Annotated in this window: 17 protein-coding genes; 8 read left to right on the top strand and 9 right to left on the bottom strand. The window is 68.9% G+C overall.

The annotated features are described in order from the left end of the window. Positions 1-48: 48 nt before the first annotated feature. From AC5RVV_RS11885 to AC5RVV_RS11875, 3 genes are all read right to left on the bottom strand, one after another. Complete coding sequence (locus AC5RVV_RS11885; RefSeq protein ID WP_494001590.1) at positions 49-606, bottom strand: hypothetical protein; 558 nt, start codon at positions 604-606, stop codon at positions 49-51. 190 nt (positions 607-796) lie between these two features. After that, complete coding sequence (locus AC5RVV_RS11880; RefSeq protein ID WP_494001878.1) at positions 797-2467, bottom strand: thiamine pyrophosphate-dependent enzyme; 1671 nt, start codon at positions 2465-2467, stop codon at positions 797-799. 208 nt (positions 2468-2675) lie between these two features. Next, positions 2676-2954 carry a DUF3040 domain-containing protein gene (locus tag AC5RVV_RS11875; protein ID WP_494001589.1) on the bottom strand — a complete coding sequence of 93 codons (279 nt, stop codon included), beginning with the start codon at positions 2952-2954 and terminating at the stop codon, positions 2676-2678. A gap of 262 nt (positions 2955-3216) precedes the next feature. Here AC5RVV_RS11875 and AC5RVV_RS11870 point away from each other — a divergent pair, with 262 nt between their 5' ends. The 4 genes from AC5RVV_RS11870 to AC5RVV_RS11855 all read left to right on the top strand — a co-directional run bounded on the left by AC5RVV_RS11870 (position 3217) and on the right by AC5RVV_RS11855 (position 7266). Then, positions 3217-3747: a gluconokinase gene (locus AC5RVV_RS11870; protein WP_494001588.1), complete on the top strand. Its 531-nt coding sequence runs from the start codon at positions 3217-3219 to the stop codon at positions 3745-3747. Positions 3748-3835: 88 nt separating this feature from the next. After that, positions 3836-5242: a GntP family permease gene (locus tag AC5RVV_RS11865; RefSeq protein ID WP_494001587.1), complete on the top strand. Its 1407-nt coding sequence runs from the start codon at positions 3836-3838 to the stop codon at positions 5240-5242. A 60-nt stretch (positions 5243-5302) separates the two neighbouring features. Next, positions 5303-6076: an SDR family NAD(P)-dependent oxidoreductase gene (locus AC5RVV_RS11860; RefSeq protein WP_494001586.1), complete on the top strand. Its 774-nt coding sequence runs from the start codon at positions 5303-5305 to the stop codon at positions 6074-6076. A 134-nt stretch (positions 6077-6210) separates the two neighbouring features. Next, positions 6211-7266: an L-idonate 5-dehydrogenase gene (locus tag AC5RVV_RS11855; RefSeq protein WP_494001585.1), complete on the top strand. Its 1056-nt coding sequence runs from the start codon at positions 6211-6213 to the stop codon at positions 7264-7266. 102 nt (positions 7267-7368) lie between these two features. Here AC5RVV_RS11855 and AC5RVV_RS11850 read toward each other — a convergent pair whose 3' ends face one another. The 3 genes from AC5RVV_RS11850 to AC5RVV_RS11840 all read right to left on the bottom strand — a co-directional run bounded on the left by AC5RVV_RS11850 (position 7369) and on the right by AC5RVV_RS11840 (position 10346). Then, positions 7369-8094, bottom strand: coding sequence for a FadR/GntR family transcriptional regulator (locus AC5RVV_RS11850; protein WP_494001584.1), 726 nt, complete (start codon positions 8092-8094; stop codon positions 7369-7371). A 427-nt stretch (positions 8095-8521) separates the two neighbouring features. Further along, positions 8522-9328 carry an alpha/beta fold hydrolase gene (locus tag AC5RVV_RS11845; protein ID WP_494001583.1) on the bottom strand — a complete coding sequence of 269 codons (807 nt, stop codon included), beginning with the start codon at positions 9326-9328 and terminating at the stop codon, positions 8522-8524. 10 nt (positions 9329-9338) lie between these two features. Further along, the gene (locus AC5RVV_RS11840; RefSeq protein ID WP_494001582.1) at positions 9339-10346 is read right to left on the bottom strand and encodes an NAD-dependent epimerase/dehydratase family protein; all 1008 of its coding nucleotides are present in this window, start codon (positions 10344-10346) and stop codon (positions 9339-9341) included. Between the two features lie 136 nt (positions 10347-10482). Here AC5RVV_RS11840 and AC5RVV_RS11835 point away from each other — a divergent pair, with 136 nt between their 5' ends. Both AC5RVV_RS11835 and AC5RVV_RS11830 read left to right on the top strand, forming a co-directional pair. Further along, positions 10483-11142 (top strand): pentapeptide repeat-containing protein, encoded by a 660-nt coding sequence (locus AC5RVV_RS11835; RefSeq protein ID WP_494001581.1) that lies wholly within the window; start codon positions 10483-10485, stop codon positions 11140-11142. Positions 11143-11255: 113 nt separating this feature from the next. Then, on the top strand, positions 11256-12170 hold the full coding sequence (locus AC5RVV_RS11830; RefSeq protein WP_494001580.1) for a phosphodiesterase: 915 nt from the start codon (positions 11256-11258) through the stop codon (positions 12168-12170). 79 nt (positions 12171-12249) lie between these two features. Here AC5RVV_RS11830 and AC5RVV_RS11825 read toward each other — a convergent pair whose 3' ends face one another. After that, on the bottom strand, positions 12250-13854 hold the full coding sequence (locus tag AC5RVV_RS11825) for a stealth conserved region 3 domain-containing protein (RefSeq protein WP_494001579.1): 1605 nt from the start codon (positions 13852-13854) through the stop codon (positions 12250-12252). A gap of 370 nt (positions 13855-14224) precedes the next feature. Here AC5RVV_RS11825 and AC5RVV_RS11820 point away from each other — a divergent pair, with 370 nt between their 5' ends. Continuing rightward, complete coding sequence (locus AC5RVV_RS11820; protein ID WP_494001578.1) at positions 14225-14632, top strand: hypothetical protein; 408 nt, start codon at positions 14225-14227, stop codon at positions 14630-14632. 122 nt (positions 14633-14754) lie between these two features. After that, the gene (nhaA, locus tag AC5RVV_RS11815) at positions 14755-16098 is read left to right on the top strand and encodes a Na+/H+ antiporter NhaA (RefSeq protein WP_494001577.1); all 1344 of its coding nucleotides are present in this window, start codon (positions 14755-14757) and stop codon (positions 16096-16098) included. A gap of 87 nt (positions 16099-16185) precedes the next feature. Here the strand turns inward: nhaA and AC5RVV_RS11810 are convergent, their stop codons facing one another. Both AC5RVV_RS11810 and AC5RVV_RS11805 read right to left on the bottom strand, forming a co-directional pair. Then, positions 16186-17832, bottom strand: a complete 1647-nt coding sequence (locus AC5RVV_RS11810; RefSeq protein ID WP_494001576.1) for an ABC transporter permease — start codon at positions 17830-17832, stop codon at positions 16186-16188. Then, positions 17829-18743 carry an ABC transporter ATP-binding protein gene (locus AC5RVV_RS11805; RefSeq protein ID WP_494001575.1) on the bottom strand — a complete coding sequence of 305 codons (915 nt, stop codon included), beginning with the start codon at positions 18741-18743 and terminating at the stop codon, positions 17829-17831. Before AC5RVV_RS11805 ends, AC5RVV_RS11810 begins: the two co-directional genes overlap by 4 nt. Between the last annotated feature and the right edge of the window lie 27 nt (positions 18744-18770).

Below are 18770 nucleotides of genomic sequence, written 5' to 3'. Positions count from 1 at the left end.
ACGGGTGCGGCGCCCCCAGTGTAGGCGCCGCACCCGGTACCACGGGAATTACTGTCCGGCTTCTACCGTGACCGAAGCGGCGCCACGCAGTTCGGCGCGGGTTTCCGCGGCTTCCGTGCGCGCGTCGATCGCGGCTTCGGCCTTGGCGTTGGCGGTTACCGGCAGCTCCGGAACGGCAGGGACGGCCGGAGTAGCAGGCACGCCGTCGGCACCCGGGACGGCCGGGACTGCCGGAGCCACGGCGGCACCCGAATGCAGCTCGGCGCCGTTCTCCTCGGTGCCGGCCTCGGCCTCTGCACCCAGCGCCGCGTCAGCCTCTGCTCCGTCTGCGCCGGCGGTGACGTCGACCGCGGCATCGGCTGCGGCTGCGGACCGGACTTCCGGCACGGCGGGGGAGGCCGGGATGGCCGGGACTGCGTTCTCACCCTCGCCGGCGGGGACGGCCGGGGTGGCCGGGACTGCCGGGGTGGTGACCGCGGTCTCCGAATTGCCGACGGCGGTCAGGGCGGGTGCTGCCACGGCGGCTCCGGCGCCTCCCACGGCGATGACGGCGGCCAGGGCGGCTCCCTTGGCGGGCAGGCTCAGGGTGCGGAAACGGTTCGACATGGATCTCCTCAAAAGGTTGCTCGGCACGGCCGCGGTACTGCTGCTGCGGCGCGCCCTTACACCTGACTAATCGAAGGAAGAGGGTGAAAGGTTACGCTTTCGTGATTTTCCGGGAGAGACATTTTCACGGTAAACGCCGGTGGCCGGGGCATTACGCCCCGGCCACCCGCCTGCGACCAGCTGGCGGGTGTCAGTAGGCCTTGACCCGCTGTTCGACCACCAAGTGGATCAGGGCGAAGGTCTTGTCCTCGTCGATGGCCTTGAGGGCAGCTTCGAGGGCGGCGGGAACGTCCGCGTCCTTCTCGACCTTCACCCCGAAGCCGCCGAAGGCCTGGGCCATCAGGGCGAAGTCGGGATTCTTCAGCTGGGTGCCGGAGATGCGCTCGGGGTACCAGCGTTCCTGGTGGGTGCGGATGGTGCCGTATTCCTGGTTGTCCATGACGATGACCAGCGGAGTGGCACCGTACTGGGCGGCGGTCGCCAGTTCCTGCCCGTTCATCAGGAACTCGCCGTCGCCGGCGATGGTCACCACGCGCCGTCCCGGGTGGGCCAGCGAGGCGGCGATGGCGGAGGGGACGGAGTAACCCATGGAACCGTTGCGGGCCGACAGCATGGAGCCGTAGTCGTGCGTGGGGAAGTAGCGGTGCGCCCAGTTGGTGTGCTCGCCGGCGCCGAGGGTGACCATGGCGTCGCGCGGCAAGCCCGCGACCAGGTTGGCCATCAAGGTGTCCATCCGGGCGGGCCCGTCGCCGGGCTCGGCCGGCGGCAGGGCGGCGAACTTGACCTGCTCGCCGCGCATGCGCTGGGTGAAGTCTTTCCACTCTTCCTTCACCGGCAGGTCCATCATGACCAGGTCGCGGACAAAGACATCAGGCTTGGCCACGATCTGGTAGGAGACGGGGCCGGAGCGGCCCCGCAGCGACGGGTCGATGGTGACCAGGAAGTTCTTCTTCGACCAGTCCTGCCGGACCAGGAAGCCGTCGGTGATGACATCGCCCGGGACGGTGCCGACGAAGACCAGCAGGTCGGTTTCCTCGAGCAGGTCGTAGGTGGGCTTCGGCCGGCCGTAGCCGATCGGGCCCACGTAGGAGGGGGAGTCGAAGGGGATGGTGCCCTCGCAGCGCCATTCGACGGCAGCCGCGATGTTGTGCTCTTCGAGCCAGGTCGTGAGTGCGCTGGACCCTTCCTGGGTCCAGTCATTGCCGCCGACGACGAACAGCGGCTTCTCGGCGTCCTTCAGCGCGGTCTTGAGCGCCTTCCAGTCCGTGACCGTCATGCCGCCCTGCGCCACCGGGATGACCGGGTGCAGCGTGGCGTCCACTTCTTCGCGGATGACGTCTTCGGGAAGACCGACGACGACGGGTCCCGGCCGCCCGCTCATGGCGGCAAACATGGCCTCGGCGACGATTTCCGAGGCCCGCTCGGGGTGGTCCAGCACCATGACCCGTTTGGCGCCGGTGTCGAACCAGGATTTGATGTCGAATTCCTGGAAGGCTTCGCGGTCACGGTGCTCGAAGGGGATCAGGCCCACGAACAGCACCATGGGCGTGGAGTCCTGCCAGGCGGTGTGGAGGCCAACGTGTGCGTTGGCCGCGCCGGGCCCGCGGGTGACCATGGCGATGCCGGGCCGCTGGTTCATCTTTCCGTCCGTCTCGGCCATGTAGGCCGCGCCGCCCTCATGGCGGCAGACGATGGTGTCGATGCTGGAAGTGTGGAGCCCGTCCAACACTTCCAGGTAGCTCTCGCCGGGAACCACGTACGTGCGTTCGACGCCGTGCGCCATCAATGAATCGACAATAATGTGCCCTGCCGATTTGCGGACCGGCTGCTGCTGCTGCGCTGCGACTGCGACCGCTTCCATTTGATCCTGTGTCACAGGAGACCTCTTTCACCTTTGAATCGAACTCGTCCGCGGCATTCTTCTCGTGCGGGTGCACGGTTCCCGATGAACGCGCTTGAGCAAAAGTACATCAAGGGGTGTGTTAGGGCACCGTCCCTGTGACATGGCGAGGTAACGAAAGTGACGTGGTTCGCATTGTTCCCGGCCGAGGTGTCTGCTGCGGCCGCTCTCACCCGCGCCGGTGGCGGGACACGAAATCGGCGCAGCCGCGGATCGCGCCCGCGGCCAGGCAGATGAGGCCCAGCATGGCCAGAACCAGCGCATTCCCCGCTATGCCGATGAACAGCAGGAGCGCGCCGGCCAAGGCCAGCAGGGTTGCCGCCCCGACAACGTGGCCGAAGACCAGCACGCCGCGGGCCGACAGGGAGCGGGCCAGGCGCGGGTCGTCGTTCTGCAGTTGCTGCCCCAGCCTGTCCAGGCGCTGCCGTTCGTCATCCGATAGAGACATTCCGACCTCCTCGGGCTCCGCGGCGCCGCAGCCGGTGCCGCGCCGGACACCGTATAAGACAAATGTAGCCTCGGGATGCCCGCCGGGGGTATGGGCCGGGGCCAAGCGAAGGCCGATTCGTTATCGACGCCGTCGACGACGGAAGGTTGCGGTTTTGCCGGAGCCTCTCCGCCGGTGGTACTTTGATCCGGATAAATCTGATTTATTGACGAGAGATTGGTCACCAAATCAGATGTAATGATGCGTCTGAGGAGTTCTGCCCATGTCCCTGCAATATCCCCCGCTGGTGGTCATGGGCGTCCAAGGATGCGGAAAATCCACGGTGGGCAGCGCGGTCGCCCGGCACCTCGGCCTTGAGTTCATCGACGGCGATGACCTGCACAGCGCGGCGAACAAGGAAAAGATGGCCTCCGGCCAGCCGTTGACGGACGCCGACCGCCACCCCTGGCTGAGCGCCATCGGCAAGGTCATGGCAGAGAAACTGGCCGAGGGAACCACCGCCGTCGTCGCATGCTCGGCGCTGAGGCGCAGCTACCGCGACCTCATCCGCTCCTTCGCGCCGCAGACCCGGTTCATTCACCTCACCGGCAGCCAGGAACTGATTGCCGAGCGGATCAGCGGGCGCGACCACGAATACATGCCCCCGACACTGCTGGATTCGCAGTTCCAGACGCTGGAACCGCTCGGCGACGACGAGGCGGGCCTTGAGGTCTCCGTCACCGATTCCCCCGAGCGGATTGCGGTGCTGGTGGAGCACTACCTGCAGGACCCGGCCCACCCGGCGGGAAGCTAGCGCCGGCGGGCGGAAAACGACTTAGCCAAACAACTGAAACGGTTGACCCGATAACCCGTCGGGCGACCGTCCGATACAACGAAGGACAATGATGACCGAACTCGAGCTCAACTGGACGTTGGGCACGGCGGGCCTCCTGCTGGTCGCCGTAGCAGCCATCGCGCTGCTGCTGGTGCTGATCATGCGGTTCCGCGTGCACGCTTTCCTGTCGCTGATTATTGTCAGCGTGCTCACCGCGGTGGCCACCGGCATTCCGGCCGCAGACATTATGCCGACGCTGTTGGGTGGCTTCGGCGGAACCCTGGCCAGCGTGGCCCTGCTGGTCGGCCTGGGCGCCATGCTCGGCCGCATGCTGGAGGTCTCCGGCGGTGCGGACGTCATGACGAAGGCGTTGATCAACAAGTTCGGCGAGAAGCGCGCGCCGCTGGCGCTCTCCGTGGCGTCGCTGCTGTTCGGTTTCCCGATCTTCTTCGACGCGGGCCTCGTGGTCATGCTGCCGATCATCTTCACCGTGGCACGACGCCTCGGGGGATCGCTGCTCACTTATGCGTTCCCCGCAGCCACCGCCTTCTCCGTCATGCACATCTTCGTGCCGCCGCACCCCGGTCCCGTGGCCGCCACCGGCCTGCTGGGCGCCGACGTCGGGCTGGTCCTGATCCTCGGCCTCGTCATTGCCATCCCGACCTGGTACCTGGTGGGCTACCTGTTCGGCCACTTCCTGGGCCGCCGGTTCAACATCGCCGTGCCGGACATCCTCGATGCCCCGAAGGGCTCGGTGGAGAACGAATTCCGCTCCGCCCCGAAGCTGGGCACCATCTTCTTCCTGCTGCTGCTGCCGCTGCTGCTGATCTTCCTCAACACCGGCCTGAACATGCTCGCCACCGCCGAGGTTGTCTCGCTGGAGGACACCTGGGTGCAGGTCCTGCGGACGCTCGGTGAAACCCCGATCGCCCTGCTGATCACCGTGCTTTTGGCCATGTGGCTGCTGGGCCACCGCCAGGGCAAGAAGCACAGCCTCGTCGAAACCGTTGTGGACAGTGCCCTGGGCCCGGTCTGCTCGATCATCCTGATCACCGGCGCCGGCGGAATGTTCGGCGGCGTGCTGCGCTCGAGCGGCATCGGCAACGCCATCGCCAGCTCGCTGGACGCGATCGGGCTGCCGATCATCGTCGCCGGCTTCGTGATTGCCGCCGTCGTCCGCGTGGCCCAGGGCTCCGCGACGGTCGCGCTGACCACCGCGGCCGCGCTGGTCCAGCCGGTCGTCATGGGCAACCCGGACTTCAACCCGGTGGAACTGGCCGCCATCGTGCTGGCGCTGGCCGCCGGCTCGGTGTTCGCCGGCCACGTGAACGACTCGGGCTTCTGGCTGGTCAGCCGGTTCTTCCAGATGGACACCAAGACCACGCTGAAGACCTGGACGGTGGGCCAGGCGCTGGTGGGCGTCGTCGGCTTTGTCCTGGCACTGGCCATCTACCTGATCGCCACCTCTTTCTAGTACAACCTTGGGCAACATGGACGGGGCGGCTGCGGCCGTCCCGTCCGCATTTGGAGAGTAATGACTGTGAACATGTTCGACATTTCCTCGCGCGTGGCGCTGGTGACCGGTTCCAGCCGCGGGATCGGCAAGGCGATCGCCCGCGGGCTCGCCGCCGCGGGCGCCGTCGTGGTGCTCAACGGGCTGGATGAGGAACGGCTGGAAGGCACCCGCGCGGAGCTGGCCGCGGAGTTCGGCGCAGACCGGATCCACGCCCGGGCCTTCGACGTCACCGACGCCCAGGCGGCGGCCGACGGCGTTGCCTGGGTCGAGCGCGAAGTGGGCCCCCTGTGGGTGCTGGTCAACAACGCCGGCGTCCAGCACCGGGTGCCGATGCTGGACCTGGACGTCGACGACTGGGAGCGCGTGTTGCGGACCAACCTGACGAGCGCGTTCCTGGTCGGGCGCGAGGCCGCGCGGCACATGATCGAACGCAGCGCCGGGAAGATCATCAACATCGCGTCCGTGCAGACCGACCTGGCCCGTCCGACCATCGCCCCCTACACGGCCTCCAAGGGCGGCATCCGCAACCTGACCCGGGCGATGACCGCCGAGTGGGCCAGCCTGGGGCTGCAGATCAACGCCATCGCGCCGGGCTACATCCACACCGAGATGACGCAGAACCTGGTGGACGACGAGGCCTTCAACACCTGGATCCTGGGCCGCACCCCGGCGCACCGCTGGGGCACGGTGGAGGACATCGTGGGCCCTGCCATCTGGCTGGCCTCCGACGCCTCGAACTTCGTGAACGGCCAGGTGGTGTTTATTGACGGCGGCATGACCACCGTCGTCTGATCCGGCCGACCCGTTCGCGCCAAGGCCTCAGCGAAGTCCGTGCCCGGGCCTGAGTTCCCGGGGCCGGCGGGCGCGGGCACCCAAGGCGGTGCGCCGCCGTCGTAGTTTTGCAGAACCAGCGAAAGGCAGTTTCCATGACTTCCCTCCCAACACAGTCCCTCGGCGTCGTGGCCCACGCGGCCGGTGATCTGCGCGTCGAACCGGTCGCGCTGGCGCCGGCCGGGCCCGACGAAGCCGTGGTCGAGATTGCCTACGGCGGCATTTGCGGGTCCGACCTGCACTACTGGCAGCACGGCGCCGCCGGCGAATCCATCCTGAAGGCGCCGATGCTGCTGGGCCACGAAGTGGTGGGTACCGTGGCGGCGGCGGCGGCCGATGGCAGCGGACCGGCCGCCGGCACCGCCGTCGCCGTGCATCCGGCGACGCCGGGGCCGGGTGACGGATCCAGGTACCCGGAGGACCGCCCGAACCTATCGCCGGGCTGCACGTACCTGGGCAGCGCCGCACGTTTTCCGCACACCGAAGGCGCGTTCGCCCGCTACGTGAACCTGCCGACGCGGATGCTGCGGGAACTGCCCGCCAAGCTGCCGTTGCGGCGGGCTGCCCTGGTGGAGCCGGCCAGCGTGGCCTGGCATGCCGTCGCGCGGGCCGGAGACGTGGCCGGCAAGCGGGTGCTGGTCATCGGCTGCGGCCCGATCGGCGCCCTGATCATCGCGGTGCTGAAGCGGGCCGGCGCGGGCGAGATCGTCGCCGTCGACATGCACGAGAAGCCGCTGGACATCGCCCGGGAAGTGGGTGCCGGCCGCACGCTGCTGGCGACCGATGCCGAGGCGATCGCCGGGGTCGAGGCAGACATCTGCCTGGAGTCGTCCGGCAACCATCACGGTCTGGCGTCGGCCGTGCGCGGTGCGGCCCGCGGCGGCCGCGTGGTGATGGTCGGACTGCTGCCCTCGGGCGAGCAGCCGGCGCTGATCTCGCTGGCCATCACCCGGGAGTTGGAACTGGTGGGTTCCTTCCGCTTCAACGACGAGATCGATGACGTGATTGCGGCGCTGGCCGACGGCTCCCTCTACGCGGACCCGGTGACGACGCACGAATACGCCGCGGCCGACGCCCTGGAGGCGTTCGACATGGCGCGGGACTCGTCGCAGAGCGGGAAGGTGCTGTTGCGGTTCAGCGACGCGGAGTAGCCGCCGGGCGGTCGGTCCGCGTCCGGAATCTACTATTCAGCAGCCGCCCTTCTCGCACACGGGAAGGGCGCCTGCTGAATAGTTGATCCGGGAAAGGCAGGCCTAGGCGCCGGGGGCTTCGAACAGCCGGGGCTCGGACTCCCAGACGCTGCGCACTTCCTCCACGGTTCGCCGCATAATCTGGTCCATGGCCGCCCGTGCCGCTTCCGGGCGGCCGGACTGGATGGCGTCCGCGACGTCGACGTGCAATTGCAGTGCTTCTTCGTGCGGGTGCGCGGGCATCAGCCCGTAATCGGTGCGGCCGCGCAGCACTTCGGCGATCATCGAGTGCATCTGCGCAAACATCTCGTTGCCGGAGGCCGCCAGCACCAGCGTGTGGTAGTGGATGTCCAGCTCCAGAAACTGCTGCAGGTCGCCGGCCCGTCCCACCGCCCGCATTTTTGCCGCGACGGCCATGAGCTCCGCCGCTGTCTCCTGCGGCGAATGCTGCGCGGCCAGCTCGGCGGCGGCCGGTTCGACGGCGGAGCGCAGCTCGGTCAGCGAGCGCAACTGCACGCCCTTGCCGTCTCCGGCCAGGCGCCAGCGGATCACCGAGGGGTCGAACTTGTTCCACTGCTCCGGCGGCAGTACGCGGATGCCGATGCGCTTGACGGACTCGACCAGCCCCAGCGACTGCAGCACGCGCACGGCCTCGCGCAGCACGGAACGGGAGACGCCGAGCTCGGCCTCGAACTGCTCGGCATGCGCGGTGGAGCCGGCCGCCAGCTCGCCGGAGACGATGCGCTTGCCAAGCGTCTCGATGACGAGGCTGTGCAGGCGCGAACTCATGCGTGCGAAAGGGTAGCGGTCACGCGTTCATTCTATGGGGGCCGGATGCGCAAACCGGCCGTGTTGCGGGGCGATGCCGACGCGTACCGGCAGAAGGTCAGGGCCTTCTCGGCGGCAGGATCGGCCCCGGATCGGGGAAGGGGCCGGGCTGCGGTTGCGGCGGAAGCGGCTGTGGCCCCGGGTCCGGGGGCGGCCCGGGCCGTTCGGGCGTGGGCGGCGCATTGGGATCCGGACTGGGCTCGGGCCGTTCGGGCGTGGGCGGCGCGAAGGGATCCGGATTCGGCTCCGGCGGGAACGGGTGCCTGGGTCCCGGCTCGTTCGGATCGTGTGCCGGCTCCGGCGGCGGTGGAATGGTCACGGCATGCCTCCTTGGGCAGCGGTGCGGTAGGCCTGCTGCCTGCCACGCTACAACTGTGTCCCGGGTGCCTCAAGGATTTTTCCCGCTGTCCGTGACGAGGGTCAGCAAGTCCGCGGCGACACGGTCGGGGGCGTCCCAGAGGACCGTGTGCCCGGCCCGGGGGTAGTGGTTGCGCCGGGCGGAAGGGATGGTATCGGCCAGCACGTTCTGCTCGGCAGGGGCGAGCAGGTCGTCGTCGTCGCCCCACACCACGAGGGTCGGGGCACTGACGGCCTCCGGTGGCGGGGGAGTCGCCTCGGCGAGCCCGGCCAGCGTTTGCTGCCAGACGCGGGCGGGGATCTTGAGCGCGTCCGCCAGCACCGCCTGTCGGACGGCCTCGCCGGGGTCAGCCAGCAGAGTGAAGGACTCCACGAAGGCGCGGACGTCGGCGGGGTCGATGGGATCGCGGAACGCCTCGATGGTCGGGGCAAAGGGCGGCCGGCGCTTGTAGAGGCTCAGCGGAGAGCCGATGAGCATGAGGGCCGGGACCCGTGCGGGCTGGTCGACGGCGAAACGCCGCGCGACATAGCCGCCGCTGGAGTGCCCGGCGATCACGGCCCGTGGGATGGCCAGGGCGTCCAGGAAATCGCCGAGGTCGTTGCTGAAATCGTGCAGCCGGTAGCCCGTGGCGGGCTTGTCCGAATCGCCGTGGCCGCGGGGGCAGAGCGCTATCAGCCGGAGCGACGCCGGCAACCGGTCCAAGAGCGGGACCCAAAACCGCCAGGAGTCCCCGTAGCCGGGAACCAGCAGAACCGGGGTGCCGCCGGGGGAGCCGGCCTCGGCATAGGCCAAGCGGAGTCCATTGCCGAGACGAGCGAACCGCTGGCGGGGCTCCATGGCCGGGTCCTCAGGACCCCGCGTGCGCGATGGCCAGCAGCCGGCGCTCGTCGTCCGGCGCCAAACCGGCTCTGCGCGGACGGCCGGCGCCGGCCGCCAGCTCCCACACCAGCGTGTCGGCCAACGTGTCCCGCAGCGGACGCAAAGCCAGACCGGCTGCCTTGGCGGCCGCGTTGCTGCGGGAGGAGAAGCCGGCGAAATCGGGCAGCGGAAGCCAGAGCGGCAAGGACCGCTCGCCCGCCCAGGGGTTGACGCCGGCCGCTGCCAGTTCCTCCTGGCCCAGGGACAGGACCGGGCCGGCGTGGTCCGCGACCCGGCGCGCCATCTCCAGATGCTCGGCCAACGGAAAAGCGTCGCCCACCGCGTTGAACTCGCCGGCCAACCGCTGTTCGGCCGCGGCGATGAGCCAGTCGGCGAGGTCCCGGACGTCGATGACCTGGGCGTCCAACCCGGGCGCATCGGGGACCAGGACGGCGCCGTCGTCGGCCACCGGCCGGGCGAAGCGCAGCGGCCAGTAGCCGGTGCGGTCGGTGGTGTCGCCGGGACCGGCGATGAGGCCCGGGCGGACGATCAGGCTGCGGTCGGGGCCAAAGGCGCTTTGCACCGCCTGCTCGCAGGCGACCTTCGCCTCGCCGTAGACGTCCGGAGCCGTCATCACGTCCGAGGCCAGGGGCGGCAGCAACGGGTAAGTTTCGTCGGCGCCCGGGGTGTGGTGGTCGGCGTAGACGCTGCAGGAAGACACGAAAACAAAGTGCTCCGCCGTGCCGGCCAGCGCGGCCGCGGCACGGCGCACCTGGCCGGGCTGGCGGGAGACATCGAGCACGGCGTCCCAGTGCTGGCCCGCGACGGTGTCCAGACAGTCCGGAGCTTCCCGGTCCGCGCGCACCAGTCGGGCGCCGGCCGGAGCGGACCCGGACGTTCCACGGGCCAGGCAGGTGACCCGGTGGCCGCGGCGCAGCGCAGCGGCAGCGATTGCCTGTCCCAACCAGGCCGTGCCGCCCAGGACGAGTAGATGCATGCTGCCCATGGAACACCGTCCCGGGGCGGATGCGCACGGGTTGTTCGCGCACAGCAGGGAGAACCGCCCCAAATTGGTGCCCAACCGCCTTTGGGTCGGGGCGGCTCATGTCCGGAACTGTGGCTATGCTCCGTAGATGGCTAAACCCGACGACTTCACGCCGCGCCTCGACGCCCCGGATGTGGGGGAACTGTTACCCGGGCAGGTAGCGGCGTTGATTCCCGAGGCCCGCGTGGCCGGCAAGCTGTTTGCCGGTGTGGAACTGGACGGCCGGCGGCTGGCCGGTGCCTCCTTCACGGAATGCGCATTCTTGGATGTTTCCGCAGACGGGGCGGACCTGCGTTCTGCCGGTTTCGTGGACGTAACATTCGAGCGGTTGAATGCGCCGGACTTCAGTGCGCCGCGCTCACGCTTCCGCCGGGTGGTGATCGACGGCTCCCGCCTCGGGTCGGCCGAAGTCTACGAATCCGAGTGGGAATCGGTGGAGTTCCGCAACTGCAAGCTTGGGTATGTGAACCTGCGCGGAGCGGAACTTCAGGACGTCGCGTTTGCCGGCTGCATCCTGGACGAACTCGATCTGGGCGGCGCGACCGGGCGCCGGGTGGCCTTTGAAGACAGCCGGGTCCGCAGGCTCGACCTGACCGGGGCGAAGCTGGCGCACGTTGACCTGCGTGGCCTGGACATCCGGGAACTGGCCGGGCTGGAAGGCCTGCGCGGAGCGGTCATGACCTCCACCCAGATCGGCGAGCTCGCCCCGCTGTTCGCCGCCCGTTTCGGGATCGTGGAGAAAACTTAGCCGCAATATACGTAACTGCCGGCCCGAATTAATCCCCAGTTCAGCTTTTTTCTGTTTGGATGGTCTGTAGTGGACTGGACAGCAGGCGTCCGGCGAACAACAGAAGGTAGATGATGGACTTCCGTCAGGCCGAGCATCCACGGCCGAACCATTTCTTACTTCACATCAGCGACACCCATCTGGTGGGCGGCGACGGCCGGCTCTACGGGGCGGTGGACAGCGAAGCCAGGCTGGAGCAGATCTTCGAGGATCTGGAAGACTCCGGATCCCGCCCCGAAGCCCTGGTGTTTACCGGCGATCTGGCCGACAAAGGCGAACCGGAGGCCTATGGCAGGCTCCGCCGGATCGTGGAACCGGCAGCCGTGCGGCTGGGAGCCCAGGTGATCTGGGCGATGGGCAACCACGACGACCGTGCCGGGCTGAAGACCATGCTCTTGGACGAACCCGGCGGCTCCGAGCCGCTGGACCGGGTATACGACGTCAACGGACTGCGCGTGGTGACCTTGGATTCAACCGTGCCGGGGGCACACTACGGCCGGCTGGAGGACGAGCAGCTGCAGTGGCTGGCCGACGAGTTGGCCAAACCCGCACCGCACGGGACCATCCTGGCCATGCACCACCCGCCGCTGCCGAGCGTGCAGGACCTGTCCGTGCTGGTGGAACTGCGCGGCCAGGCCGAACTGGCCGAGGTGCTGCGGGGCAGCGACGTGAAGTCGATCATCGCCGGCCACCTGCACTATTCCACTACGGGCACCGTGGCCGGGATCCCGGTGTCCGTCGCGTCCGCCACCTGCTACACCCAGGATCTGGCCGCCGACGCCGGCAGCACCCGCGGCCGCGATGCCGCGCAGGCTTACAACATGGTCCATGTCTACGAGGACACCGTGGTCCATTCGGTGGTTCCGGCGCGCGGCGGCCTGCCGGTGGGCCGCCAGGTCAGCGCCGAGCAGACCCGGCAGCTGCTCGAGGCCGCCGCCGTCGTCATTCCCGACGCCGTGCGGCCGGGCCGGATGCCGGCACACCACTAGCCGGGAAACTCCGCTAGCCGGGCAGATTCCGTTAGCCGGTGAAACTCCGCCGCCCGTGAAACTCCGCCGCCCGGTGAGACTACGCCGCCGGCGGTTTCTCCCACGGCGCGCGGAGCGGGAAGTAACGGGCCAGGAAGTCCGTGACCACGCGCTGGCGTTCCTCGGCCGGGACCTCCGGGAAGCTGCCGTCGTTAAGGCAGAAGAAGTCCCTGTTTCGCTTCTGCAGCAGCTTTTCCAGCTGCTTCAGGCCCGCATACATGGTGGTGTCCACGTACTTGACCTTGGCGCCGGGATTGGTCACCGCGCGGCCGGTCAGCAGCGCGTAGTAGTGGTAGAGCGAGTTGGTCACCGAGATGTTGTCCTTGGCCCGGAAGCGGCTCGCCGCCGTCGTCTTGAACTCCTCGGCGAACTCTTCCTCCATCTCCAGCAGCACGGATTTGCGCAGCGGCGCCGCGCAGTGCTCCAGGTGCCGGGTGGTGATCCTGCCGAAACGGTCGTGCAGCAGCCTGCGGTTCACCCGGGCGGCATTCTCGAAACCGGACCGGTCCAGGTGGTTGTCGCCGAGCCCGATCCGGGTGTCCGCCTCCACGAACTTGGTGATGCCGCCGGGGGAGAAGAACATGTCCGGCCCCACCGGCCGGCCGAAGAACATGTCGTCATTCGAGTACAGGAAGTGCTCGCCCAGGCCGTCGATGTGCTGCAGCTGCGCCTCGATCGCCTGCGAGTTGAACACCGGCAGCACGGACGGGTCGCGGAAATGCTGCTCGCTGCGCACCACGCGGATGTCCGGGTGCTCCGCGTCCAGCCACGCCGGCAGCGGCGAATCCGTGCAAATGAAGATGCGCCGGATCCAGGGCGCGAACATGTAAACCGAACGCAGCGCGTACCGCAGTTCGTCAATCTGGCGGAAGCGGGCCTCGGCGTCGTCGCCCTCGCCCACCACGGCGTGCTCCATGAAACTGTTCCGGTAGCGGCGGTACTCCGGATTGTTCCCGTCCACCCAGGAGAAGACGATGTCGATGTCGAAGTCGATGTCCGTGGCGTGGTCGGCGAACATGTTCTCGATGGTGGGCCAGCGGTGCCCGTAGCGTTCAACTTCGCCGCGCACCGCCTCCGCGGCCGGCAGCGTGCGGCGCGTCAGCGAGTTTTCAATCGGCAGGTGGATCAGGTCGTTCTCCCAGCGCCACAGCTCCACCTGCACACCCGTGCCCTGGCCGTACCGCAGCCCGCCGGTCGGCTCGATCCGAGGGCGGTACAACCGGAAGGCGCGCGACCGGTCGCCCTCGGCGAGCTCGCCGTCGGCCACCAGCCGCGCGGTTTTCTTGTTCGCGTCCACGGTCAGCGAGTAGAACGGCTCATCGGCGCAGGCGGCCACCAGCGCCGCGCGCAGCTCGTCGCGCTTCTCCCAGTTCACCGCCACCACCGGGCGGGCATCGTTGCCGCGCACCAGCAGGTAGGGAATCTGCGCCTCGTCCAGCGCCCTGCGGACAAACAGCAGGTCCTCCACCATCGCCTGGTGCGGCGTCAGGGTGGTGTTGACCAGTGCGTAACCGCCCTTGACCATGACCACGTCGGGGCGCTCCGTGAGGCGTACGACGGCGGCGGGCGAGGCGATCTCGACCGTCGACTCGGGCGCGCGGTCGGGTTCGGGCTCGGCGTAGAACGCGTCCTGCACTGCAGGCATGCTGGTCACAAAAAACCTCCGGAAACATGGTGGCGCCAACCCGAAAAGGGGCTGCAGTCACCATGGTAGGCGTGGGCGGGCGGGCGTTACAGACGCTGCCGCCACAGGATAAGCCCGCAGCGGATCGACCGCGGCAGGCCACTCCTTTGACGGTACATGCAGTTTGGCCCTCCCGCTGCGCCAGGACGTGCCCAACCGGCGAAAAATTACCCCGGTGCCGCCCCGAAACCCGGCAGTCGGCATGATGATCCCCGGAACGACGACGGTCCGCGTCCAACACATTTGCCAGGCGGGACGTAGGGGCTCACAGCAGTGCAACGTTCAGCAGCATTTTCTCCGCCGCATGCCCAAGGTGTCATACGATCTGAGCATGCCGGATCTTGCCGCGTCGATCGGACTGGTGTCCGAAGTGCTGACGTGGGCTGCCCTGGTCCCGGGACTGCTGTTGCTCTTCGTGGCCGCTGTGCTCCGCCTGGCCGGAACCCGGTGGCACCGCGCCGACGGCGTCGCGTTCGACGACGGCCGACGCCGCGGTGTGCGCTGGTTCGACACCCGGCATGGATTCCTGGAGGGCGTCTTCCCGACCGGAACGGGCTCCGATGTAGCCGCCGGGTCGGACGTGCTGGTCTTCTACGACGCGCGGCGGCCGGACCGCTGGCAGGTCTCGGAGCCGGAGCGGCCGGGCCGGATCGTCTTGCTGCTGGGCAAGATCTTCACCGCCGTCGGCGTGCTCTCCGCCGTCGTCGGGCTGCTGGCCATGGTGTTGGCGGGGGGCTAGCCGGGCCGGCCGTGGTGCTCGGCGCCCGGCTTTGGCGCTCGCCGCGTGCCCGGGTAGGGTGGACCCCGGTGCGCCGGGAAGTCTGGTCGGCAGTTCTGTTGTCGACCCTTTGAGGACCCGCCATGGCCGCCAAGACCCCCCAATCATCCGCCAAGACCAAGGTTTTGGGACGCGGAAGTTATGCCGAAGCGCTGCGAATCGGCGAAATCCTGCGGAGGGAAACCGTCGGCGGGGCCCTGCTGGTGGCCGCCGCCGTCGTCGCCCTGATCTGGGCCAACTCGCCCGCGGCAGACAGCTACTTCGCCCTGCGCGACTTCACCGTCGGCTACGAGCCCTGGCACCTGGAGCTGAGCCTGGGGGCGTGGGCCGCCGACGGGCTGTTAGCGGTGTTCTTCTTCCTGGTGGGGCTGGAGCTCAAACGTGAGTTCGTCGCGGGGGACCTCAGCAGCCCCCGGAAGGCCATGGTGCCGGTCGCGGCCGCCGTTGGCGGAGTGGTGGTTCCCGCCGTCATCTACGCAGCCATCAACTGGGGCAGTCCGGAAACCATCCGCGGCTGGGCCATCCCGACGGCGACGGACATTGCCTTCGCGGTAGCGGTCCTGGCCGTCATCGGCTCGCATTTGCCCAGCGCGCTGCGGATTTTCCTGCTGACGCTGGCCGTGGTGGACGACCTCATCGCCATCGCCATCATTGCGTTCGTCTACACCAGTGAAATTCACGTCCCGGCCCTGCTGCTGGCCCTGGTCCCCATCGCGCTCTACGCCTTCCTCGCCCAGAAGTTCCGCAGCTTCTTCGGGAAGCATCACGCGGCGTTGTGGGCGGTCCTGCTGCCCGTCGGCATCGTGGCCTGGGCCCTGGTCCATGCCTCCGGCATCCACGCCACCATCGCCGGCGTGGTGCTCGGTTTCACCGTCCCGGTACTGCGCAGCAAGGCCAGCGGCGGACCGGAAGCGGGTCCGGGGCTCGCCGAAATCTTCGAACACCGGCTCCGGCCCGTTTCCGCCGGCTTCGCGGTCCCGGTCTTCGCGTTCTTCTCCGCGGGTGTCGCCGTGGGCGGGGTTGATGGATTTACCTCCGCCCTCGGCGATCCGGTGGCGGTCGGCGTCATCGCGGGCCTGGTGCTCGGCAAGCCGATCGGCATCCTCGGCACCACGTGGCTGATGACCAAGCTGACCCGGGCGGAGCTGGACACGTCGATGAATTGGGTCGACCTGTTGGGCATCGCCATGCTGGCCGGCATCGGCTTCACCGTCTCCCTGCTGGTGGCCGAGCTGAGCTTCGGGCTTGGCACGCCGGCCAATGATCACGCCAAGGTGGCCATCCTCGCGGCGTCCTTGCTGGCCGCGCTGCTGGCATCGGTGGTGCTGCGTGCCCGCAACCGGCACTACCGGCGCATCGAGGCCGAAGAACATGTCGACGCCGACAACGACGGCATTCCGGACGTCTACCAGGACGGCAGGGCGTAGCCGCACCGGCTTTCGGCCCCCGCAGCGACACCGGCTTGCGGCCGTCGCGGCGCTACACCGGCCCGGGGGCCGCTGCTTCGCGGGCTGTCAGGCCTCCAGGTCACGGCGCCGGAAGGCCAGCGTCCCGCCGACGGTGAGCAGCAGGGCGACCGCCGACATCCAGGCCAGCGGCAGCACGTCCACGTCCGCGGCCGGAACCCGCGGGACCAGTCCGAATGGCTCGGCGTCCAGCACCGCCTCCGGCAGGTTGAGCACCGGCCCGTACATGCCCGCCAGCAGTGCAGCGATCAGCAGGATCCAGACCCACCAGGTACCGCCGTGCAGCCCGTAGGCTAGGGCGCCGGCCCCGGCGAAACAGAGGATCAAGGGCAGGAAGGCCAGCCCGGCGGGAGCGAATTCCGCGATCACCGAACCGTCGCCAACCACCGAGAGCGCACCCAGGGCCAGGCCCAACCCGGAGACAACGAGCATCAGCGCCGAGGCCAGCGCGGTGACCAGCAGCGCGCTCAGGACCCAGTGCGCCCGCCCCACCGAGGCGGCGAGCACGGCCCCGGTTCGGCCGTCGGCTTCTTCCTTGCCGAGCCTGCCCATGGAGACCACGGCGAACACGGCCACGGCCATGGCGAAATACTTCAGGAACGCGGCCAGGGCCGTCCGGAGGAAGTCGGAGCTGTCGTCCAGGCCCAGCACCGCGGCCAGCTGCGGCTGTGACTCGTAGCTGTCCACCACCGCCTGGGCCAGAGACCCGGTCAGCACGGCGAAGACGAACAGGCCGAGCGACCAGCTGACGATGCTGCCGCGCTCCAACCGAAGGAACAGCCCCGGCAGCCGCACCAGCAGCGGCGTGGCATTGGCGCGGCCCCGGCGTGCGGGCACCAGCCCAGCGGCCAGGTCGCGCCGGCCCTGCAGCAGATACGCCGCCGGCACCAGCAGCGCCGCGAGCGCCAGGCACAGCAGCAAGGGCCACCAGCGCAGCTCGACATAGGCCCGCGCCTGCTGGACACAACCGATGGGGGAGAGCCACGACAACGCGGTGCCGCCCAGCGCCTGGGCGTCGCCGATGCCGCGGAGGATGTACGCCAGCCCCAGCAGCGCCCCGGCCATGCCGCTGGCCGTCCGCGCATGTTCGCTCAGCTGCGCGGTCAGCGCCGCCACCGCGCCGAAGACGACCCCGACCAACGCCGCTCCGGCCGCCATCGCCAGGGAATCGAGTGCCGCGAGACCGTTGGCCACCAGTGCCGCGAACAGGGCCGCTGCCACCGCCAGGTTGGTGAGCAGCATGACCGCCAGCGCGGCGGTCAGCGGTGCGCGTCGTCCCACCGGCCCGGCCAGGATGAGCTCGGCACGTCCGGCTTCTTCGTTGGCCCGGGTGTGCCGGACTACCGAGAAGATGGACATCAACGCGGTGGCCACCGCCAGCATCCCCAGCACTTCGTTGGCCAGCATCGGGCCCAGGCCGTAGTTCTCCAGGCCGTACCCCGGGCCGGCCAGCAGGGCGCCGGACGGGTCCTGCATGATCGCCGCCCGGCTCTGCCATGCCGCCTGGTCGCCGTACACCTGGGGCAGCACCAGCGCGAAGTAGCTGATGAACCCGCCGATGGCCAGCGCCCAGACCGGGATCCGCACCCGGTCCACCCGCAGCGCCAGGCGGAGAAGCCGGCCGGTCCCGGCCAGCGCCTGATTCCGTGGGCTGCGCGCACGGGAGATCCCCGGCGCCGCGGTAGCGGTGCTCATGACCTGCCGCTTTCGGCCGCGGCCCGCCCATCGGGGCCGTACTGGTGAACGAACAGTTCCTCCAGCGTCGGAGGCGTGCTGGTCAGGCTGCGGACACCCAGCGGGAGCAGGGCCGACAACGCGGCCGGCAGTGCGGCTTCGTCAACGGTGAAGTGCACGCGCCCGTTGTCGCGCCGGAGGTCGTGCACGCCGGTCAGGCTGCCCACCGCGGTGGCATCGCCGTCGGCCACCACGACGACGGCGGTGCGCCGCAGGTGCCTCAGTTCCGCGAGCGAACCGGTTTGGACAGCGCGGCCGGCCCGGATGATGGTGACCTTATCGCACAAGGCTTCCACCTCGGCCAGGATGTGGCTGGAGAGCAGCACCGTCTTGCCGGCCTGCCTCGACTCGCGGATGCACTGCTGGAATTCCAGTTCCATCAGCGGGTCCAGTCCGGACGTCGGCTCGTCCAACACCAGAAGCTCGACGTCGCTGGCCAAGGCGGCGACGAGCGCGACCTTCTGCCGGTTGCCCTTGGAATAGGAGCGTGTCTTCTTGGTGGGATCCAGCTGGAAGCGTTCCAACAGTTCGGCCTTGAGCCTGCGGTCGATCCCGCCGCGGAGGCTGGCAAAAAGGTCGATCGCCTCCCCGCCGGTGAGCTTGGGCCAGAGGCTGACGTCACCTGGAACGTAGGCCAGCCGACGGTGCAGGGGCACCGCGCGCGACCACGGGTCCTCGCCGAAGAGCCGCACGGTTCCGGCGTCGGCCTTCAACAGGCCGAGAATGATGCGGATGGTGGTGGACTTGCCGGCGCCGTTGGGGCCGAGGAAGCCGTGGACCTCGCCGGGTTCCAGCACCAGGTTGAGCCGGTCCAGGGCGCGGACGGAGCCGAAGGCCTTGTCCACTTGGTTCAGGTCGATTACTTCAGACATGGAAACCACCTGCTTCGGGGCGGAATA

This window comes from Arthrobacter sp. MDT2-34-1 (assembly GCF_059091365.1).
Note: the sequence above shows the minus strand (reverse complement) of the source record. Positions and strands in the feature narration are given on the sequence as shown.